Source organism: Henriciella marina (genome assembly GCF_027213945.1).
Taxonomy (GTDB): domain Bacteria; phylum Pseudomonadota; class Alphaproteobacteria; order Caulobacterales; family Hyphomonadaceae; genus Henriciella; species Henriciella marina_A.
The window spans coordinates 410,827-428,568 of sequence record NZ_JAPWGW010000001.1 but is presented as its reverse complement, the minus strand read 5'-3'; the positions used below and the strand labels follow the sequence as shown (position 1 = coordinate 428,568).

At 59.1% G+C, this 17,742-nt stretch carries 21 protein-coding genes; 7 read left to right on the top strand and 14 right to left on the bottom strand.

Annotated elements, in window-relative coordinates:
* Window positions 1-29: 29 nt before the first annotated feature.
* From pyrF to O4G74_RS02140, 3 genes are all read right to left on the bottom strand, one after another.
* A complete protein-coding gene (pyrF, locus tag O4G74_RS02150) occupies window positions 30-908 on the bottom strand; it encodes an orotidine-5'-phosphate decarboxylase (protein WP_269401021.1) in 879 nt (292 codons plus the stop codon).
* Entirely contained in the window at window positions 905-1,693 is a 789-nt protein-coding gene (locus tag O4G74_RS02145) for a S1 family peptidase (protein ID WP_269401020.1), read from the bottom strand. Before O4G74_RS02145 ends, pyrF begins: the two co-directional genes overlap by 4 nt.
* Window positions 1,694-1,759: 66 nt before the next feature.
* A complete protein-coding gene (locus O4G74_RS02140) occupies window positions 1,760-2,194 on the bottom strand; it encodes a DUF350 domain-containing protein (protein ID WP_119379438.1) in 435 nt (144 codons plus the stop codon).
* A 75-nt stretch (window positions 2,195-2,269) separates the two neighbouring features.
* Between O4G74_RS02140 and O4G74_RS02135 the strand changes: the two genes are divergently transcribed.
* The gene (locus O4G74_RS02135) at window positions 2,270-3,055 is read left to right on the top strand and encodes a 3-hydroxybutyrate dehydrogenase (protein ID WP_269401019.1); all 786 of its coding nucleotides are present in this window, start codon (window positions 2,270-2,272) and stop codon (window positions 3,053-3,055) included.
* Between the two features lie 27 nt (window positions 3,056-3,082).
* On the opposite strand, the gene O4G74_RS02130 is transcribed toward O4G74_RS02135, so the two are convergent.
* The 3 genes from O4G74_RS02130 to O4G74_RS02120 are packed head-to-tail and all read right to left on the bottom strand — an operon-like array spanning window position 3,083 to window position 6,062.
* Window positions 3,083-4,354, bottom strand: coding sequence for an HlyC/CorC family transporter (locus tag O4G74_RS02130; RefSeq protein ID WP_269401018.1), 1,272 nt, complete (start codon window positions 4,352-4,354; stop codon window positions 3,083-3,085).
* A gap of 3 nt (window positions 4,355-4,357) precedes the next feature.
* Complete coding sequence (gene aroB, locus O4G74_RS02125; protein ID WP_269401017.1) at window positions 4,358-5,488, bottom strand: 3-dehydroquinate synthase; 1,131 nt, start codon at window positions 5,486-5,488, stop codon at window positions 4,358-4,360.
* Entirely contained in the window at window positions 5,481-6,062 is a 582-nt protein-coding gene (locus O4G74_RS02120) for a shikimate kinase (protein ID WP_269401016.1), read from the bottom strand. The genes aroB and O4G74_RS02120 overlap by 8 nt, the downstream gene beginning before the upstream one ends.
* A 93-nt stretch (window positions 6,063-6,155) precedes the next feature.
* Between O4G74_RS02120 and O4G74_RS02115 the strand changes: the two genes are divergently transcribed.
* On the top strand, window positions 6,156-6,290 hold the full coding sequence (locus O4G74_RS02115; protein ID WP_267897085.1) for a hypothetical protein: 135 nt from the start codon (window positions 6,156-6,158) through the stop codon (window positions 6,288-6,290).
* A complete protein-coding gene (locus O4G74_RS02110; RefSeq protein ID WP_269401015.1) occupies window positions 6,280-7,959 on the top strand; it encodes a hypothetical protein in 1,680 nt (559 codons plus the stop codon). Before O4G74_RS02115 ends, O4G74_RS02110 begins: the two co-directional genes overlap by 11 nt.
* A gap of 6 nt (window positions 7,960-7,965) precedes the next feature.
* Here O4G74_RS02110 and O4G74_RS02105 read toward each other — a convergent pair whose 3' ends face one another.
* From O4G74_RS02105 to lepA, 4 genes are all read right to left on the bottom strand, one after another.
* Complete coding sequence (locus O4G74_RS02105) at window positions 7,966-8,772, bottom strand: enoyl-CoA hydratase/isomerase family protein (RefSeq protein ID WP_269401014.1); 807 nt, start codon at window positions 8,770-8,772, stop codon at window positions 7,966-7,968.
* A gap of 74 nt (window positions 8,773-8,846) precedes the next feature.
* Window positions 8,847-9,359 (bottom strand): lysozyme inhibitor LprI family protein, encoded by a 513-nt coding sequence (locus O4G74_RS02100; RefSeq protein ID WP_269401013.1) that lies wholly within the window; start codon window positions 9,357-9,359, stop codon window positions 8,847-8,849.
* Between the two features lie 32 nt (window positions 9,360-9,391).
* Complete coding sequence (locus tag O4G74_RS02095) at window positions 9,392-9,601, bottom strand: hypothetical protein (protein ID WP_269401012.1); 210 nt, start codon at window positions 9,599-9,601, stop codon at window positions 9,392-9,394.
* Window positions 9,598-11,403 (bottom strand): translation elongation factor 4, encoded by a 1,806-nt coding sequence (gene lepA / locus O4G74_RS02090; RefSeq protein WP_269401011.1) that lies wholly within the window; start codon window positions 11,401-11,403, stop codon window positions 9,598-9,600. Before lepA ends, O4G74_RS02095 begins: the two co-directional genes overlap by 4 nt.
* A gap of 105 nt (window positions 11,404-11,508) precedes the next feature.
* Here lepA and O4G74_RS02085 point away from each other — a divergent pair, with 105 nt between their 5' ends.
* Complete coding sequence (locus O4G74_RS02085; RefSeq protein WP_269401010.1) at window positions 11,509-12,621, top strand: aromatic ring-hydroxylating oxygenase subunit alpha; 1,113 nt, start codon at window positions 11,509-11,511, stop codon at window positions 12,619-12,621.
* Between the two features lie 6 nt (window positions 12,622-12,627).
* Here O4G74_RS02085 and O4G74_RS02080 read toward each other — a convergent pair whose 3' ends face one another.
* Window positions 12,628-13,344, bottom strand: a complete 717-nt coding sequence (locus O4G74_RS02080) for a DUF1428 domain-containing protein (RefSeq protein WP_269401009.1) — start codon at window positions 13,342-13,344, stop codon at window positions 12,628-12,630.
* Between the two features lie 154 nt (window positions 13,345-13,498).
* Here O4G74_RS02080 and O4G74_RS02075 point away from each other — a divergent pair, with 154 nt between their 5' ends.
* Window positions 13,499-14,131 carry a MarC family protein gene (locus tag O4G74_RS02075; RefSeq protein ID WP_269401008.1) on the top strand — a complete coding sequence of 211 codons (633 nt, stop codon included), beginning with the start codon at window positions 13,499-13,501 and terminating at the stop codon, window positions 14,129-14,131.
* A gap of 26 nt (window positions 14,132-14,157) precedes the next feature.
* On the opposite strand, the gene O4G74_RS02070 is transcribed toward O4G74_RS02075, so the two are convergent.
* A complete protein-coding gene (locus O4G74_RS02070; protein WP_269401007.1) occupies window positions 14,158-15,036 on the bottom strand; it encodes a 3-hydroxybutyryl-CoA dehydrogenase in 879 nt (292 codons plus the stop codon).
* 89 nt (window positions 15,037-15,125) lie between these two features.
* Window positions 15,126-15,860, bottom strand: a complete 735-nt coding sequence (locus O4G74_RS02065) for a TMEM175 family protein (protein ID WP_269401006.1) — start codon at window positions 15,858-15,860, stop codon at window positions 15,126-15,128.
* Window positions 15,861-15,938: 78 nt separating this feature from the next.
* Between O4G74_RS02065 and O4G74_RS02060 the strand changes: the two genes are divergently transcribed.
* The gene (locus O4G74_RS02060) at window positions 15,939-16,466 is read left to right on the top strand and encodes a DUF305 domain-containing protein (RefSeq protein WP_269401005.1); all 528 of its coding nucleotides are present in this window, start codon (window positions 15,939-15,941) and stop codon (window positions 16,464-16,466) included.
* Here O4G74_RS02060 and O4G74_RS02055 read toward each other — a convergent pair.
* On the bottom strand, window positions 16,463-16,867 hold the full coding sequence (locus tag O4G74_RS02055) for a MerR family transcriptional regulator (protein ID WP_269401004.1): 405 nt from the start codon (window positions 16,865-16,867) through the stop codon (window positions 16,463-16,465). The two genes, O4G74_RS02060 and O4G74_RS02055, sit on opposite strands and share 4 nt — an antisense overlap.
* Window positions 16,868-16,940: 73 nt before the next feature.
* Here O4G74_RS02055 and O4G74_RS02050 point away from each other — a divergent pair, with 73 nt between their 5' ends.
* Window positions 16,941-17,729: a MauE/DoxX family redox-associated membrane protein gene (locus O4G74_RS02050; protein WP_269401003.1), complete on the top strand. Its 789-nt coding sequence runs from the start codon at window positions 16,941-16,943 to the stop codon at window positions 17,727-17,729.
* The last annotated feature ends 13 nt before the right edge of the window (window positions 17,730-17,742 follow it).

Below are 17,742 nucleotides of genomic sequence, written 5' to 3'. Positions count from 1 at the left end.
GGACGCAACGTCAGGGCGGGCGGGCAAACTCAGCGCTTTGCTGCCGCCATCAGGTCAGCCTGCGCCGCGTTGATGGCGCCTGCAATCGCCGTGCGCCATTCGCCAAGCGTTGAGGCGGATTGAGCCTCCGGAGGAAAGCTGACGGAACGGGATGCGCTGACCACGCCGCCGGAAAGGCGGTTACCGCGCAGGACAAAGCCGCTCATGGCGTCAGCGGCCCCCGCACCCTGTGCGCCATAGCCGGGTACGAGGAAAAGCGCGTGCGGTGCGAGCTCTCTGAGACGGCGGGCTTCCTGTGGGCCGGTCGCGCCGGTGACAAGCATGAGGCCTGACCAGCCGCTATCGCCTTTCAGACGCTCCACCATAGGGGAAAGAGCTTCGACGATACGCTCGAACAGGGGCGCGCCTTCGAGTGATTTCGACTGGAAATCTGCCGAGCCCGGATTTGAAGTTCGAGCGAGTACGATGACGCCTTTGCCGTTCTCTTCGGCTGCTTTCACGTGCGGCTCAAGCGTATCGAGACCCATATAGGGGTTCACTGTCAGCGCATCGCTGGGAAACGGCGCATCTTTCGCAAGGAAGGCCGCCGTATATCCTGCTGCCGTAGAGCCAATGTCACCACGCTTTGCATCCATCAGGACGGTCAGGTCAGCCTCGCGCGCCGCCTCGAGTATGCGGGTCAACGCGCGCATGCCCTGCCAGCCATGACGTTCGTAGAAAGCCGATTGGGGCTTGATGACACCGGTACGGCCCTTTGCAACTTCTACCATTGCGAGGCCCCAAGCCTCCACGCCGTCTGGAGTGTCACCGCCAAACAGGTCTGGAATACGGCCGGCATGCGGATCAAGCCCGACACAAAGCGGGCCATATTCTTCAGTGGCCGCTACAAGCCGATCGGCGAAATTCATGAGTCTGCTTCCGGTTCGTCGACCTTGCAGGCCACCTTCACGACTTGAAGGCTCTGGCGCACGCGGTCTGCAGCGCCGCCATAGGTGGCTGGTTCAAACGGTGTCGGGCGTTCGCCGAGCGGAATGACATCCTGCTCAGCAAGGAAGGTTCGAATGGTTTCGGGTGAGGCGCTGTATAGACGGCCACGGCGCGGGCTCTCAGCGATTATCACACCGCGAACCTTGCCTTCAGCGTCGTAGACCGGGCCGCCGCTCAGGCCGCCGAGCGTGCCTTCAAGGTCGGATGTGCGGCCGGTTTCCGCCCAGGCCAGCACGGATTCTTCGCCGCTCCGGCGCCCGCGAGTGATCAGGCGCGACCGGGAGATAAGCCGACTTGCAGCCTCTCCGGGCCGTCCTTGCGGATAGCCAACATGATAACCATAGCTGCCAACGCGCAGGTCGTTCGAAATGTCTAGAGCAACGGGGGCGAGGCTTGGCGGGGCGTAGAGCAACGCAAGGTCGTTTGTGTCGGACACGGAAAAGTCGCGCACGGGCAGATACCGGTTCGGGGCAACGAGTAGCCAGACATCGTCGCAGCCATCTACAACGTGGCGCGCGGTCAGCCAGTAACCATCTGTGTTGATCGAAAAAGCGGTGCCGATGCCATCGCGCGGAGCCTCCACGCGTACAAGGACAGCTTCGTCAAAGGCTGATGGCGGCGGCAGGGTCGCGCCTTCGCGTTCAACGGAATCGGGGGTCGCGGGCGGTGCGTCCTGATCTGGTGACAGGGAGAAGACGCCAATCACCAGCGCGGCGAGCGCGAGCAGGTAGAAAACCCAGTCTGGAAGATGGCGTAATATAGCTCGCTCCCTTTATCCGAGGCGCTGAAGGGCCGGATCCCAGAGACCGGCTGCCAGTAACATGGCGCTGGCGAGCTTCGTTCCGATGAGAACAATTGCCGCGCCGGCTTCGTCTTCCTGGATGCGCCGGGGCAGATCCCGCAGCAAAAGGTCGGTGAAACGGTAGGCCAGAAGCTGAAGGATAAGGGAGACCATGCCCCAGAGGATGAGGTCTGGCAGGGAAACGCTCGAGGCCAGACAGGACGCAAGAGGAATGGCGAGACCGACAATTGCGCCGGAAAGCGCAAGTCCTGCGGTTCCGTTGCCGCCGCGCACGAGCGCAAGCTCTTTCCATGGCGTCAGAAGTATGTAGATCGCCACGGCGACAATCAGCATGAGACCGGCTGTGCCGGTCCACATCAGGAATGTCGGGAAGCCTTCCTGAAAAGACTGAAAAACCGCACCCATGGAAACCTCTACTATGCTGTTTTAAGGGTCTGTCCTAAACAAGCCGGACCAACCACTCAAGCAGGACGGATGCCAATGTTGCACAGCGGGAAAACGGCCCTCATCACCGGTTCAACCAGCGGTATCGGTAAGGCGGTCGCCAGAGCCCTGGCCAAGGAAGGCGCGAATGTTGTGCTGAACGGCCTGATCAAGCCCGGCGAGGACGAGAAGCTCATCGCTGAGTTCAGGTCCGAGTTCGGTGTAGACGTTGGGTTTTCAGGCGCTGATCTGACAGATCCTGCTGCGATTGAAGGACTGATCGATTACGCCCAGCGCGACTTCGGCGGTGTCGATATCCTCGTCAATAATGCGGGCGTTCAGCACGTCGCGCCGGTCGACGAGTTTCCTGTAGAAAAGTGGAATCTCATCATCGCACTCAATTTGAGTGCGGCGTTCCACACGACGCGTCTCGTTATGGGACGAATGAAGGAGAAGGGCTGGGGACGTATCATCAATACGGCAAGTGCCCATGCGCTGGTCGCGTCGCCCTACAAGTCAGCTTATGTCGCGGCCAAGCATGGAATTGCCGGTTTGACCAAGGTCGTCGCACTGGAAGGTGCACAGCACGGCGTTCGCTGTAATGCGATCTGTCCCGGCTATGTCCACACGCCTCTGGTCGATGCTCAGATCACTGATACCGCCAAAGCGCGCGGTATAAGTGAGGAAGAGGTCAAGCAGAACGTCCTGCTGGCTGCCCAGCCGACCAAGGAATTTGTTACCGTCGAGCAGGTCGGTGCAATGGCAGTGTTCCTGACCAGCCCAGCGACGAACCAGATCAACGGCGCGCTCATGCAGATGGATGGCGGCTGGGTCGCGCAGTAGGCGACATTCGCGACGGCTCTGCGAGCGTCAGTCGTCCTCAGGCTCTTCCGGCATGGGGGCAACCCGCAGGCCTGTGATCTGGTTGCGGGTCTTGCGGATGATGTCAAAGCGGTGACCGTGAAAGGCGAAACGCTGACCCGGTTCCGGGATCGTCTGAGCTTCGTGAATGACGAGGCCTGCGACCGTGACGGCTTCCTCATCCGGAAGCTGCCATCCCGTGGCCCTGTTGAGATCCCGGATAGTGACCCAACCTTCGGTCATGACAGAGCCGTCTGATTGCGGACGAACACCCTGAACTGGCACGTCATGTTCGTCGCGAATATCGCCGACAATCTCTTCGAGGATATCCTCAAGCGTCAAAAGACCCTGCAATTCGCCGTATTCGTCGATGACGAGGGCGAAGTGGTTGCGCTCTTTCAGGAAGAGGTCGAGCTGGTCCTGCAACGGTGTCGTTTCGGGCACGAACCAGGGTTCACGCAAAAGCTCCGTCAGATCGAGCCCGTCAATATTGCCCTTATGTTGCACGACTGCCCGCAGCAGGTCCTTCACATGCAGGATGCCGATGATTTCGTCATCATCAGCCTGATAAAGCGGGATGCGGGTATGAGGACTCTTCAGTGCCTGGCGGATGATCTCCCCTGATGGCAGTGTCGCATCCAGCATCGTGATGTTCTTGCGGTGGATCATGACTTCTTCGACTGTCATGTCCTTGAGGTCAAGCGCGCCGACGAGTCGATGTCGGTCGGCTTCGTCCACGCCGCCTTCGAAATGGTGATAGTCGATCGCGCCCCGAATTTCTTCTTCAGCCGTGAAGTCGGCATCAGGGGCGCTTGCCCCGATCATGCGAAGTGTGAAGTTTACGATGCCCTGAATGATGGTGACGATCCAGGCTGCGCCAGCGACAAGCCACGAAATCGGCTTGGCGACCGACATGGCCATCCGGTCTGCGCGAGTGATTGCGTAGGTTTTCGGCAGGACTTCCGCGAAAATGAGAACCAGAATTGTCATGACGGCTGTGGCGGTCGCCACACCTGCCGCGCCTGGCATGAGCGACGCAAAGAGCGTGGTCGCGAGGGCCGATGCAAGAATATTGACGAGGTTGTTTCCAAGCAGGATCGCCCCGATCAGTTTCTCACGATCAGAAATCAGCGTCGTGACCTTGGCGGCGCGCTTGTCGCCGTCGCGCTCAAGCTGGTGCATCCGGGTGCGTGAGGCGGCCGTAAGGGCTGTCTCAGAGCCTGAAAAGAAAGCCGACATCCCGAGCAGGCAGAGGATGGCGATAAATGTTCCAATAATCATGGCTTAGCTCCGCTGGAGCTCCCCTTCTAAGAATTCGCCGACATCGGCGAGATCGGCGTCCGGCAGGATGAAGGCCTGACCGAGACCGCGCGCAAGAATGAGCGGAATTTTTCCGGCGCGGCCCTTCTTGTCCTGCTTCATCGCTTCGACGAGCGCACTGGATGTGTATGGACCCCCTGGCACGCGAGTTAGCTGTGTCACCAGACCAGCCTTTTCAAGAAGGGCTTCGGCGCGGCAAGCATCGGTAATGTCCATCAGCCCGAGGCGCGCCGAATAGCGAAGGGCGAGCGCCATGCCAGATGCAACGGCTTCGCCATGAAGGAGCGAAGACTGAAAACCGTTCACGGCCTCGAGCGCATGGCCGAATGTGTGGCCAAGATTGAGCAGTGCGCGGACGCCAGATTCACGCTCGTCCTGCGAAACAATGCGGGCCTTGGCCCGGCATGAAATGGCCACTGCCTCAGCTAACGCGTCCTGTTTGAGTGCGACGACGTCAAGGCCATGCTTTTCGAGCCAGTCCAAGAAAGCAGGATCGTCTATCAGGGCGTACTTTACAATCTCGGCATAGCCGGCGAGACGTTCTCGCGTCGGTAGGGTGGCCAGAAGGCCAGTATCAGCGAGCACGAGCGCAGGTTGATAGAACGCGCCAATAAGATTCTTGCCCTGCGTGGCATTCACCGCCGTTTTGCCGCCAACGGAACTATCCACTTGTGCCAGAAGCGTGGTTGGCATCTGAACGAAAGTCATGCCGCGCTTCATCAGCGAAGCGGCGAGGCCGGTCAGGTCACCAACGATGCCACCGCCGAGGGCAACAAGGACATCATCGCGGCCTGCTCCTTCTGACAGCAGCCAGTCGAGCACTTCGCCAAGGATGGCCCAGCTTTTTGCGCCCTCTCCGGGAGACACAGCCTTGAGCCGCATATCGAGGCCAGCGCCGCTCAGGCTCTTTTCAAGGTCGCCAGCATAAAGACCGCCAACTGTGCCGTCGGTCAGCACAAATACGCGCGGCTGACGCGTCAGGGGCGCAAGCGCAGTTCCGGCGCCCTCGATGAGACCCGCGCCGATACGGATGTCATAGCTGCGATCATCCAGATCAACGCGGACTAAATGGAGGGCGGCTGTGGTCTCAGTCATTATGTGTCTGGCTCCACTCGTCGAGTGCTTTCAGAATAGCGTTCACAGTCGCGCGGTGAGGGCCTTCCTCACTCGTCACGACCAGATCGGCTTTCTCATAGATAGGGGTGCGCTCATCGAGAAGTCGACTGAGGACGCCCTTCGGGTTGTCAGCTTTCAGTAGCGGGCGGTGGCTGCGCCGGGAGACGCGCCGCCACAGGGTCTCCAGGTCGGCATTGAGCCAGATCGTGATGGCTTTCTCGCGTAGCAGGTCGCGCGTCTCCGGGTTGAGATAGGCGCCGCCGCCCGTCGCGAGGACATGAGGTGCTTCGTTGAGCAGCCGCTCGAGGACGCGGTGCTCGCCGCGCCTGAACTCTTCCTCGCCATGCAGGGCGAAGATATCGGAGATCGAGAGGCTGGCTGCCTTTTCAATCTCATTGTCGCTATCGTAAAACTGGCGCCCCAGCGCATCTGCCAGCCGGCGACCCACAGTCGATTTGCCAGCACCCATCAGTCCGACAAGCGCGACTGTGCGTTTAGAGATGGCTTGCCCTATTCGTGCCGGATCTGCGGTGTAGCTACTCTTTGTGGTCATGGGCTTTTAAGCTCGCTCATGAGTGTCCTATACAGGCTCGACGTTGCTGGGCAACAATCGCGGTCATGCTAATGCCAATGAGGTTTCTTTCGAATGCGCAAATGGTTCATCCTGTTCGCTGTCCTGATCATCGCCATTGTTGGCGCTCTTTGGTGGCTGGGCACCGAAGTCGATAATTCGCGCCCGGAAGCCGGCGAAGTGCGGATGGAGGTCGAGAATGTTTTCTAGGCCAGTTCAGGCGCTGCTTCTGGCAGCGTCGATCAGTTTGGGGGCAGAGGCCCAGATCCGTTCCAGCGGTCTCGACGATGTGAACGCCTGGAACACCACCCTTCTGGCGCGCGGTGAGCGAGCGCTGACCGACCGATTCTGGATATCTTCGGACCCGGACTTCCTGCTCGAGCTGATGCAGTCGCTCGACGTTGAGACGATGTCGGTGCCTGAGCGCAACCTGTTGAGCCGCGCCCTGCGTTCGCCATCGGTCGCGCCGCGTGGGGAAGGTTCCGGTGAGCTTCAGACGATGCGCCTTGAGTTGCTGGCCGCTCTGAACGAACGCCAGGCCGTTTCAGAGCTCGGTCGGCAGGTCGATACGCTGCCGGACGGTGTCGACCCGGATGCCATCACGTCGGACAACCGGCTTGCGCGCGGCGAGCTTGGTCTCGTCTGCGACCAGATGAATCCAGAGGCCGCCGAAAAGTTCTGGCTGGAGCTCCGCATCATTTGCGCAATCGAAGGTGACAATCTCGCCGAGGCAGAGCTGGCGCTTGAGCTGGCCGCCATCGAGGAGGGCGCCGACCCATGGGTAACGGAGACGGCGATTGCCATCATAGCTGAGTCGGAAGAACGCCCGGACGCGCGGCTCGGCTCCGGTCTTCAGGTTGCGTTTTCAGAGCTTGCTAATCTGGAGGTGACCCCGGACGCACTCGCGACAGCGCGGCCCGACCTTGCCATGGCTTATGCCAATGACCGCGATAATCCTCTGGAACTCCGCGTTCTGGCGGCCCGCCGGGCCGTGACCGAGGGTCTGCTGGATGCCCCGCAGTACCGCTCGCTTTTTGTCGATTATGTTTCCGCGCCGGATTTCGAGCCGCAGACCGCGACAGAAGAGGCGTTTTTCCTTCTGACGCAGGTCGACGAAGCGCCAGTTATTCTGCGCCCCGGTGACCTGACCGCGTTTGACCCGATTATCATTGAACAAGAGCCAGAAGCTGGCGAAGACGAGACCGAAGCTGTTGTCTCCCTAGAGCGCCGCCAGATAGAAGCGCTCGCAGCAGCTCTCGAAGAAGCACGTGCCAGCGACGAGGGGATCGCTACGACAGCCGGCTTGTTCGAGGATAATCTTAAACGTTTCCCAGCTGACGCAGTCGAGCAAGAAGAGGCGTTGAGTTTTGCCCGCGCGGCTATGGCGGTTGGGAACATGTCGCTTGCCAGCTTCTGGCTCGACGCAGCGGATGTCGGGGTTGGTGATGCCTCGTACGAAGTCGACCTGATGCGCGGATATGGCCTGATCATGTCGCGCGAGCGCAATCGCGCAACGATAGAGCGTGTGGCCGGAAACCTTGTGGGCGAAGATGCGAGTACCGCAGTGCGCGCGCAGGCGCTGTCCCTTTTCGCTGTCTGGGCGTCTTTTGATGTTTCGCTTCCAGTGGAGGCGCGTCAGGCGCTCGCAGCACAGGTCGACGACGAGGAAACCCAGCCTTCATCCGGTCAGATCGTTGCGATCGAAGCAGCTGCCCGCAACGGCGCGCATGGCGAGGCCCTGCTGCTTGCGCTTAACGCGGTGGGCGGTAACCCGGCTGAGCTTTCTCCGGCAGGCCTGCAAAGCGTGCTTTCCACGCTTCGCAGGCTCGGTGCTGAAGATGAGGCGCGCGAACTTGCGCTGGCAACGGGTGGCTTCTAGCGCCGCCTAGCGGCCCTTGAAGTTCGCTTCGCGCTTTTCGAGGAAGGCCATCATGCCTTCGCGGGCATCTTCTGACCGCATGAGCGGCAGGAGTTGCAGGAAGACGTGGTGGACGTGCTCGGTGAATGGCTCCGACAGGCCCATGCGCATGAGGCGTTTGGACGCCTGAACGGCAAGCGGCGCGTTGGATGCGATTTCCTTTGCCAGCGCGCGGGCTTCGTCCATCAGGCTGTCATGTGCGGCAACCTTAGTGCAGAGGCCTTCTGCGAGGCACTCGTCCGCCTTTAGCGTTCGGCCTGTGAAAATGAGCTCGCACGCTTTCTCCCAGCCCAGCATGCGCGGCAGGAACCAGGTGCCGCCGCTTTCAGGCAGGATGCCGCGCTTGGTGAAGGCGGCGGCCATTTTTGCCTTGTCCGACATGATGCGGATATCGCAGCCCAGCGCCGTGTCCATGCCATAGCCGGCTGCGCCGCCATTGATGGCGCAGATGGTTGGCGTGTCCATATTGAACAGGATGGTCGGCGGGGTGTTGCGTAGGTCAAGATTGGCAGATGAAACAGCGCCGGAGCCAATGCCCTCGCCTTTGGTTGCGCTTTCGAGATTGAGGCCAGCGCAGAAGGCGCGGCCTGCACCGGTCAGGATCACGCAGCGCACATCCGTGTCGGCATCTGCTTTCAGCAGCGCGCTGGAAAGCCCGTCCAGCATCGGTCCGGAGATGGTGTTCATACGGTCCGGCGCATTCAGCGTGATCGTCGCGATATTGTCTGCGACTTCGTAGAGGATTTCCTCGAAAGTGGTGGCTGTATCCGCCATAGCGTCTCTCCCTGTTTTGCAGAAGAGATTAGCCGTTGGCGTCCGGGCTGCCTATCGGTGACGCCGGGGAGGGCTTACATCTCTGCGGTTTCTTTGAGGTCTTCCAGCTCAAAGACGCGCTCCGCCGTCATGCTCATCATGCAGTCCGCGCCAGTAATGCGGCCCATCGTGCCGCCCCGAAATTCGTCATAGGCAAAGCGGCATTTGAGATCGCGCCATTCTATCCAGCCGCGCTGTGTGTCCCGAAGGCGGGCGACCATGTTGTAGTCGTCGCTAAACTCTGAATCCCGACGCCTGTATATGTCGATGAGCTCACGATAGACCTCATTCAAACGAGCGTCCCAGAAAGCGGTCTCATTGGTAATACAGGTCACCATTTCGAGGGTGGAGCCGGCATTGCCCGGGCAGGCATCGTACATTCTGCCCACGCATGATTCCCGATTGCGACCACCGGCTTCAGCCTCAGCGAGGCAGTTTTCAATAGTGGCTGTACTGTCTTCGCTCTCAAGTTCAGATGACTGCCCAAAAGCTGCTGGCCCCGACGCGACGGCCAGTGCGGCTGCAGCTGCCCAGAATTGTAGTTTCATAGTTCCCCCCAGTCTCTCGTTCGCGGTGAACGCTACGCCTCTTTCATGGTCGGGAAGTCGGTATAGCCGCGCGCGTCGCCGCCATAATAGGCTTTGAGCGGGGCTTCGTGAAGCTCAGCATCGACGTTAAGTCGCTCTGCGAGGAGACTATCGGCGAAGAATTGCCTGTCTATCGGTGACGTACGAGAGACTCCGTCCCGACCCTCCCCGCATGCGGGGAACGGCGTATGTTCTAAGATCAATCGTCGTCCATACGCAGGGCTGCCACGAAAGCTTCCTGCGGGATTTCGACCTTGCCGAACTGGCGCATGCGCTGTTTGCCGGCTTTCTGCTTGTCGAGGAGCTTGCGTTTACGCGTTGCGTCGCCGCCATAGCATTTCGAGGTCACATCCTTGCGGAGCGCCGAGATGGTTTCACGCGCGATCACGCGGCCACCAATGGCGGCCTGGATCGGGATCTTGAACATCTGGCGAGGGATGAGGTCTTTCAGGCGCTCGCACATCTGGCGGCCCCGGCCCTCGGCGCGGTCGCGGTGGACGAGCATGGAAAGCGCATCGACCGGTTCGTCATTCACGAGGATCTGCATCTTCACGAGGTTTTCGGCGCGGTGGCCGATGATTTCGTAATCGAAGCTGGCGTAGCCCTTCGAGATGGATTTCAGACGATCATAGAAGTCGAAGACGATTTCGTTGAGCGGCAGCTCATACTTCACCATGGCGCGCCCCCCGACATAGGAGAGCTCCTTCTGAATGCCGCGGCGGTCCTGACAGAGCTGCAGGATGGCACCGAGATAGTCGTCCGGCGTGTAGATCGTCGCGTTGATCCACGGTTCGCGGATTTCGCTGATGCGCACAACGTCCGGCATGTCTGCCGGATTGTGCAGCTCCAGCTCGGTGCCGTCTGTCATGGTCATCTCATAGACCACGGATGGGGCCGTCGCGATCAGGTCGAGGTCAAACTCACGGCTGAGGCGTTCCTGGATGATCTCGAGGTGGAGTAGCCCAAGGAAGCCGCAGCGAAAGCCCATGCCGAGCGCGGCGGACGTTTCCATTTCCCAGGTGAAGGACGCATCGTTCAGACGCAGCTTCGACATGGCCGCGCGCAGATCATCGAAGTCACCTGCATCAACCGGGAAGAGGCCGCAGAACACCATCGGCACGACTTCCTTATAGCCTGGAAGGGGAGTGTCGGTCTGGTTCTTTTCTTCGGTGATGGTGTCGCCGACGGCGGTGTCAGCCACTTCCTTGATCGAGGCAACGAAGAAGCCGACTTCGCCGGGACCAAGCTCGTCGACATCTGTCGGCTTCGGCCCGAAAACGCCGACCTTGTCGATCTCATAGGTCGACTTGGCGCGCATCATGCGGATCTTCTGCTTCTTCTTCATCACGCCGTCGACGATGCGCACGATGACGACCACACCGAGATAGGGGTCGTAATAGGCATCGATCAGCGAGGCTTTCAGCGGCTTGTCCCGGTCGCCTTCGTGTGGCGGCGGAAGGCGCGTGACGATGGCTTCGAGGACGTCCTCAATGCCGATATTGTTCTTGGCAGACGTCATGATCGCATCTGAGGCATCGAGGCCGATAATGTCCTCGATCTGCTCTTTCACGCGGTCAGGCTCGGCGGCTGGCAGGTCGATCTTGTTGAGGACCGGGACGATTTCGTGGTCCTGCTCGATCGCCTGATACACGTTGGCGAGTGTCTGCGCCTCGACGCCCTGTGAGGCGTCAACGATGAGGAGAGAGCCCTCGCAAGCAGCAAGGCAGCGGCTGACTTCGTAGGAGAAGTCGACGTGGCCCGGCGTGTCCATCAGGTTCAGGACGTAGGTCTCGCCATCTTTGGCAGTGTAATTCAGACGGACCGTCTGTGCCTTGATCGTGATGCCGCGCTCCTGCTCGATATCCATGGAATCGAGCACCTGTTCGCGCATCTCACGATCTGTGAGACCGCCCGTGACCTGAATGAGCCGGTCAGCGAGGGTGGACTTGCCGTGGTCGATATGGGCCACGATGGAAAAATTGCGGATCTTTTCGCGGGGTGTCATGGCCCGCCATATAGCGGGGCTTGCCGTTCCCGACTAGCGGCTGCGTGCTGTCAATGCGGGGTGTTTCAGGCTTTCTGTAAGGGTTTGCGCAGTATAGAAGGCCACATGGCCGACACGCAGACGCTTATCGACAAGACGACAGAGACCCAGCCAGGCATCACGGCCGAAGGCTGGCTGACAGATAGTTGGTATCTGGCGTGCCCCTCAAGCGAGCTGAAACCCGGCGGGCTGAAGCATGTCATTATGCTGGATCAGCCCATCGTGGTGGGCCGGACAGAGGCGGGTGACGCCTTTGCGCTGCGGGATATCTGCCCGCACCGGCTCGTGCCGCTGTCGGCGGGCAAGATGAAAGACACGAATGGCGAGCCGACCGTAGAGTGCCCCTATCATGGCTGGCGCTTCGGCACGGACGGGGTCTGCCGCCACATGCCGAGCGTGCTCGAAGGTCAGCCCTATGAGGCAAGCCGTTTCAAGGTGCGCCGCTATCCCGTGCACGAGAAGAACGGGATGATCTTCGTCTTCATCGCGCATGACCCGAAATTCGAGGGCGAGCCCGACGTGCCGCCGCCGGATTTTGGAGAGCTACCCGACAAGCCGAAATTCGTCATCGAAGAGACGTTCAACGCGCACATGGATGACGCCGTCGTAGGCCTGATGGACCCGGCGCACGTTGCCTTTGTGCATTCGCAGTGGTGGTGGCGCCCACCGAGCGTGGGGTTGAAGCTGAAGGAAAAGCCCTTTGTTCCGCGTGACCGGGGCTGGGCGATTGATCGCCATCAGCCGTCATCCAATTCTCTGGCCTACAAGGCGGTATTTGGCGGCAAGGTCACGACGCAGATCATCTTCCAGCTTCCCGGCTATCGCTGGGAAATCGTGGAGAATGAGACTGCGCGCTTGCTGACGCTGACCTGTCTGACCCCTGTCTATAAGAAGCAGACGCGGATCACGCAGGTGACCTGGTTCTTCGGGGCGCCGCTCCTCAACCTCGCCATTCCGATCTTCAAGCCCGCCGCGCGCAAGTTCCTGCGTCAGGACGGTGACATCGTCGACCTTCAAAATGAGGGCATGAAGTATCAGAAAGCGATGATCTGGATCGACGATATTGATGTGCAGGCCAAATGGTACCGCACGCTGAAAAAGGAATGGGCGGCCTCGCGTACTGAAGACCGCCCCTTTGAGAACCCGATCAAGCCTGTCACGCTGCGTTGGCGTAGTTAGGTCCTGCTAGCTGAGATCGACGATCGGCCTGAAATTTCCAAAGATCATGCGTTTGCCGTCGAACGGCATCTCAGTGTTCTGCATGCGCTCATCAGACATCATTTTTTCCCAGCCTGAATCGCAGGCTTCCTTTGATGGCCATTCAATCCAGCCGAAGGCGATGGTCTCATCGTTCTTTGCCTGTACCGCGCGCCGGAAATCGGTGACTTCACCAGCTGGAACGTCAACGCCCCATCCGTCGAAGATGCGGGTCGCGCCGTATTCGTGAAAAATGGCGGCCATGCTCCTGGCAAATTCGGCGTAGCTTTCCTCGCCGTTGGCGGGGGCTGGTGCGACCATGCCGCTGATATAGCTAGTGCCATCAGCGCTGCCGACGTCGGATAGGGTTTCGAAGCCCGCATAGATCATCCGCTTGCCATCGAACGGCATGGTGCCGCCCATCTCTGCCATCCGGGGATCATTGTGCATTTTCTCGTCGGCGGCGTCCGCGATCTCCTTCGAAGGATATTCTACCCACGAGAAGACAATTTTTTCGCCCGCTTCAGCCTCCACGGCTTTGCGCATGTCAGTCAGGTTACCATTGGGGACGTCGTCTTCCCAAGCCTCAGCCATGCGGATGACGCCAGTATCCTTGAAGATGGGGAAGGCGTCCGCAGCATGTTTACGATAGGCTTCCTTGCTGGCCTCAGGCACAGCGACGATAAATCCGAGAACGTAGGACATCGAATATCTCCTCTTGGCTCGCCACCATAGCCGATGCTGATGACAGCTCTGTGCGTGCGATTTCGCATGGTGCCGCTTGTAATCGGCTGAGCCGCGACAATCTGCATCAAGGACGGAACGGGCCTTCTCGTCAAATCTCAAATCGGCGGGGACCATGACGCACAGTCTGCTGGAACAATTCGTATTGCTCTGGGTCGTGATTGATCCGATCGGGACTATCCCGGTCTTCATCGCGGTCGCTGCGGGCGTGGCAGCAGCGGACAGATGGAAGATCGCGCTCAAGGCGACAATCGCGGCAACCGCCGTCCTGCTCTTGTTTCTGGTAGGCGGACAGTTTCTGATCAATGCGCTGGGCATCAGTTTGCCAGCGTTCCAGATCGCAGGCGGTATCGTGCTGCTTCTGTTCGCGCTGACCATGATCTTCGGAGACTCAAAGCCTGAAAGCGAAGCCGAGCAGTGGTCGGCAGAAGAAGATGGCCACTCATCCGTCGCGATCTTTCCGCTCGCGATGCCCTCGCTCGCTTCGCCTGGCGCGATCCTCGCGGTGGTCGTGCTGACCGATAATAACCGCTTCTCCATTCAGGAGCAGGCGATGACGGGCGGCATCATGCTCGCCGTGATGGCTTGCGCTTTTATCCTCATGCTAGCGGCCACACCAATTCTTCGAGTGATCAAGATGGCGGGCGCGGCGCTGGTCAGCCGGATTATGGGAATGATCCTGGCGGCGGTTGCCGTGAACACGGTTATCCTTGCCGTGATCGAACTGATCCGAACAGTGGAAATCTAGGCGTTTGAGGGGCCGTGTAGTGACGCTTAGCGCGTCGGGACAGGCGCGTCGCCGCGATAGTCGTAGAAGCCGCGGCCTGCTTTGCGGCCAACCCAGCCTGCCTCGACATATTTCACTAGAAGCGGACAAGGCCGATACTTGGTGTCCGCAAGACCGTCATGGAGAACCTGCATGATGGAAAGGCAGGTATCGAGGCCGATAAAGTCTGCAAGCTGTAGTGGGCCCATCGGGTGGTTCGCGCCAAGCTTCATGGCCGTGTCGATGCTGTCGACGGTGCCGACGCCTTCATAGAGGGCGTAGACCGCTTCGTTGATCATCGGGACAAGAACGCGGTTCACGATGAAGGCCGGATAGTCTTCGGCATTGGTCGTGGTCTTCTCGAGGCGCTTGGCAAAGGCGAGCGCCATTTCGTAGGTGTCCTGATCGGTGGCGAGGCCCCGAATGACCTCCATCAGTTTCATCAGCGGCACTGGGTTCATGAAGTGAAGACCGATGAACTTCTCGGGACGGTCGGTCGTCGCCGCCAGGCGCGTGATCGAGATAGAGGAAGTATTGGTCGCCAGATAGGCGTTGGCAGGCACCGCATCGCATAGCGATTTGAAAATGCTTTCCTTGATTTCGCGCTTTTCTGTAGCTGCTTCGATCGCAAGATGGACGTCGCTGAAACCGTCCAGTGAGGTACTGGTATGGATGCGCGACATCGCCTTCGACATATCCTCATGCGAGATCATGTCGCGTGAGACCTGCCGGGTCATGTTGGCTTCGATTGTCTGCATACCGGCAGACAGGGCGTCTTCTGAAATGTCGTTCAGCTGAACGTCGTAACCAGCCAGGGCGCAGACATGGGCGATGCCGTTACCCATCTGGCCGGCGCCTACGACACCAATGCGTGCGATCTCAGTCATTCCGCCCTCCAATTGGCGACGATACGTAATTCACTGCTTCTAGAGTGATTGTGCAGCGCGTCAAATTTCAAGCCTTGAGCGCACATGGTTCAGTTTGTCGTCGTTGTTTCTGGATCGACTTCCGGGACGGGTATGAGCCGGTCGACAAGCAAAGCGGCGGGCCAGATCAGCCCCATGATCCAGCCGGAGAAAGCGTACATTGGCGTCCAGACCGCGCAGGCGCCCGTGAGCGCCACGATCAGGATCTGGACCCTGAATATCCAGATCGACTGGCGTGTCATGGCTATTTCGCTCGCGCTTAGCCCGAGGAGCCCTGCCTTGCTCAAGGCGTGAGCGTACATCTGGCTGATGACGAGATAGATGAGGCCATATCCGAGCGCAAAGTACCCCATGATGACGCCCGCTTCGCGGAAATTGATCCCGGCGGCCTGTAGCCTGCTCCAGTCGCCCATGACGCCTTCGATATAGCCGTAGAGACTGTCGAAGATGAAACGCAGGGGATAGGCGGTGAAGAGGACGAGCAGGAGAAGGATGCAATTCAGCAGGATGATGCGACCATCGGCGACACCGTAACGCCGAAAGAAAACATAATGCGCGTTCCAGATCATGAAGAGGATACCGAACGCCGCCGTTACGGGAATAATCGTCAAAAGATTCTCGGTAAGCTGCTTGAACGTCTCTGGTCGCGCGGCCGAGGAGACAATCATGCCGAGAGCAAGTGCAAAGACAATATCCGACAGGTTTTCAATGCGCGTGACTGATCCGCCGCGCCAGGTGAAGCGCGGATCGTGGTCCAGTTCCCGGTTTATCGTTTCACGCATCATGGCGCTCTCCGTTGCACTTTTCGGAACTTAACCAAGAGCGATGCCTTCTCCAATGAGAAACAAATTGGAGGACGTCCGATGAATACTTCATCTTCCTACATCCGTTTCGGCGCAATGATATTGACGTCCATGGTCGTCATGTTCGCGCTGATGTACTTCAACACTTACGCCTTTGAGCATGTTCGCTGGAGCGAAACGCGTTTCTACATGACCTTTGTTATGGGCGGCGCAATGGCGATCGTGATGCTTGGCTACATGCTGGGCATGTACAAGAACACCAAAGTGAACATTGCAATTTTTGCGGGTGGCGCGCTGATGCTTATGGGCGCGCTCTACCTTGTCCGGAGCCAGGCCACCGTCGGCGACCGTTCGTATATGAAAGCCATGATTCCGCACCACTCCATCGCCATCATGACAAGTGAGCGGTCGAATATAGAGGATGTGCGTGTGCGTGAGCTCGCGGACGAGATCATCCGGGCACAGCGCAGGGAGATCAAGGAGATGAACTGGTTGCTCTCCGACATCGCGAAGAATGGCGTTGCGGCGACAGCAGAAGAGGCCGAGACCCGCCAACCCCCGGAGTTCGAGGGGGAACTGAACCCTTAGTGATCAAAGGCAGAAAGTATTGGGCATGGGCCAGAAGGACCTTTAGCGCAGGCGTTTGATAGTTTGACCAGACTGAGACGTGCCTGCTGCAGCGCGCTGATTTCAGCATCTAGTGCGGCCAGCCTTTCTAGCGCGATTTCCTGGGCGCGGCGCCTGTCCTGACTGGCGTCGAGCTCGAGGAGTTCTTCGATCTGCGAAAGAGTGAAACCGGCACGCTGGGCAGATCGAATGAAGTTGAGCGCCTTCAGATCGCCGGCATTGTAGCGCCTGACCGCCTTTGTATGAGCGGCGTGAGAGGTCGTATCAGGAACTTCCAGCAGGCCCCGGCGCTGATAATAGCGAATGGTTTCAACGCCAACGCCGCCTGCCTGGGCGAACTGGCCAATCGTCATATCATTCATCCCTTGACTCCGTACCATGGTACGGAACCGATATAGAGGTCATCGATCACACTGAAAGGAAGTTGTGACATCAATGTCTGACGCAGTGAAAGAAAATGACGACGCGCTGAAGCCGGCTGACCGCAGCGGTCCGAACAAGGCCGTGCTCTATAGAATGGTGATGGACAAGCATATCTGTCCGTTCGGGCTGAAATCGCGTGACCTGTTGAAGCGCGAGGGTTTTGAGATTGAGGACAACCATCTCACCACCCGTGAGGAAACGGACGCCTTCAAGCAGCAGCATGACGTGAAGACGACGCCGCAGACCTGGATCAATGGCGAGCGGGTCGGCGGCCATGACGATTTGCGCCGTTACTTCGGCAAGTCGACAGCCGCCGACAAGGAAGACAAGACGAGCTACACGCCTGTCATTGCGATTTTTGCGACGTCTTTTTTGACGGCGTTGGCGATAAGCTATTTTGCGTCCGGAACGATTTTCACCGTCCGCGCTCTGGAGCTTTTTATCGCGACCGCGATGTGTGTGCTCGCAATCCAGAAGCTTCAGGACCTGACGGCATTTCAGAACCAGTTCCTCGGATATGACCTGCTCGCCCAGCGAGATGTAAGGTATGCCTTCGTATATCCCTTCGCCGAAGCCTTCGCTGGCATCCTGATGATTGCGGGCGCGTTGATCTGGCTGGCCGCACCTGTTGCCATCCTGATTGGCTCCATCGGAGCCGTCTCTGTGTTCAAGGCCGTCTATATCGACAAGCGGGAACTGAAGTGCGCCTGCGTCGGGGGCAATTCGAATGTGCCACTCGGCTTTGTCTCACTGACAGAGAATCTCATGATGATCGCCATGGGCCTCTGGATGCTGTTCTGACGCTGGTTTAAGG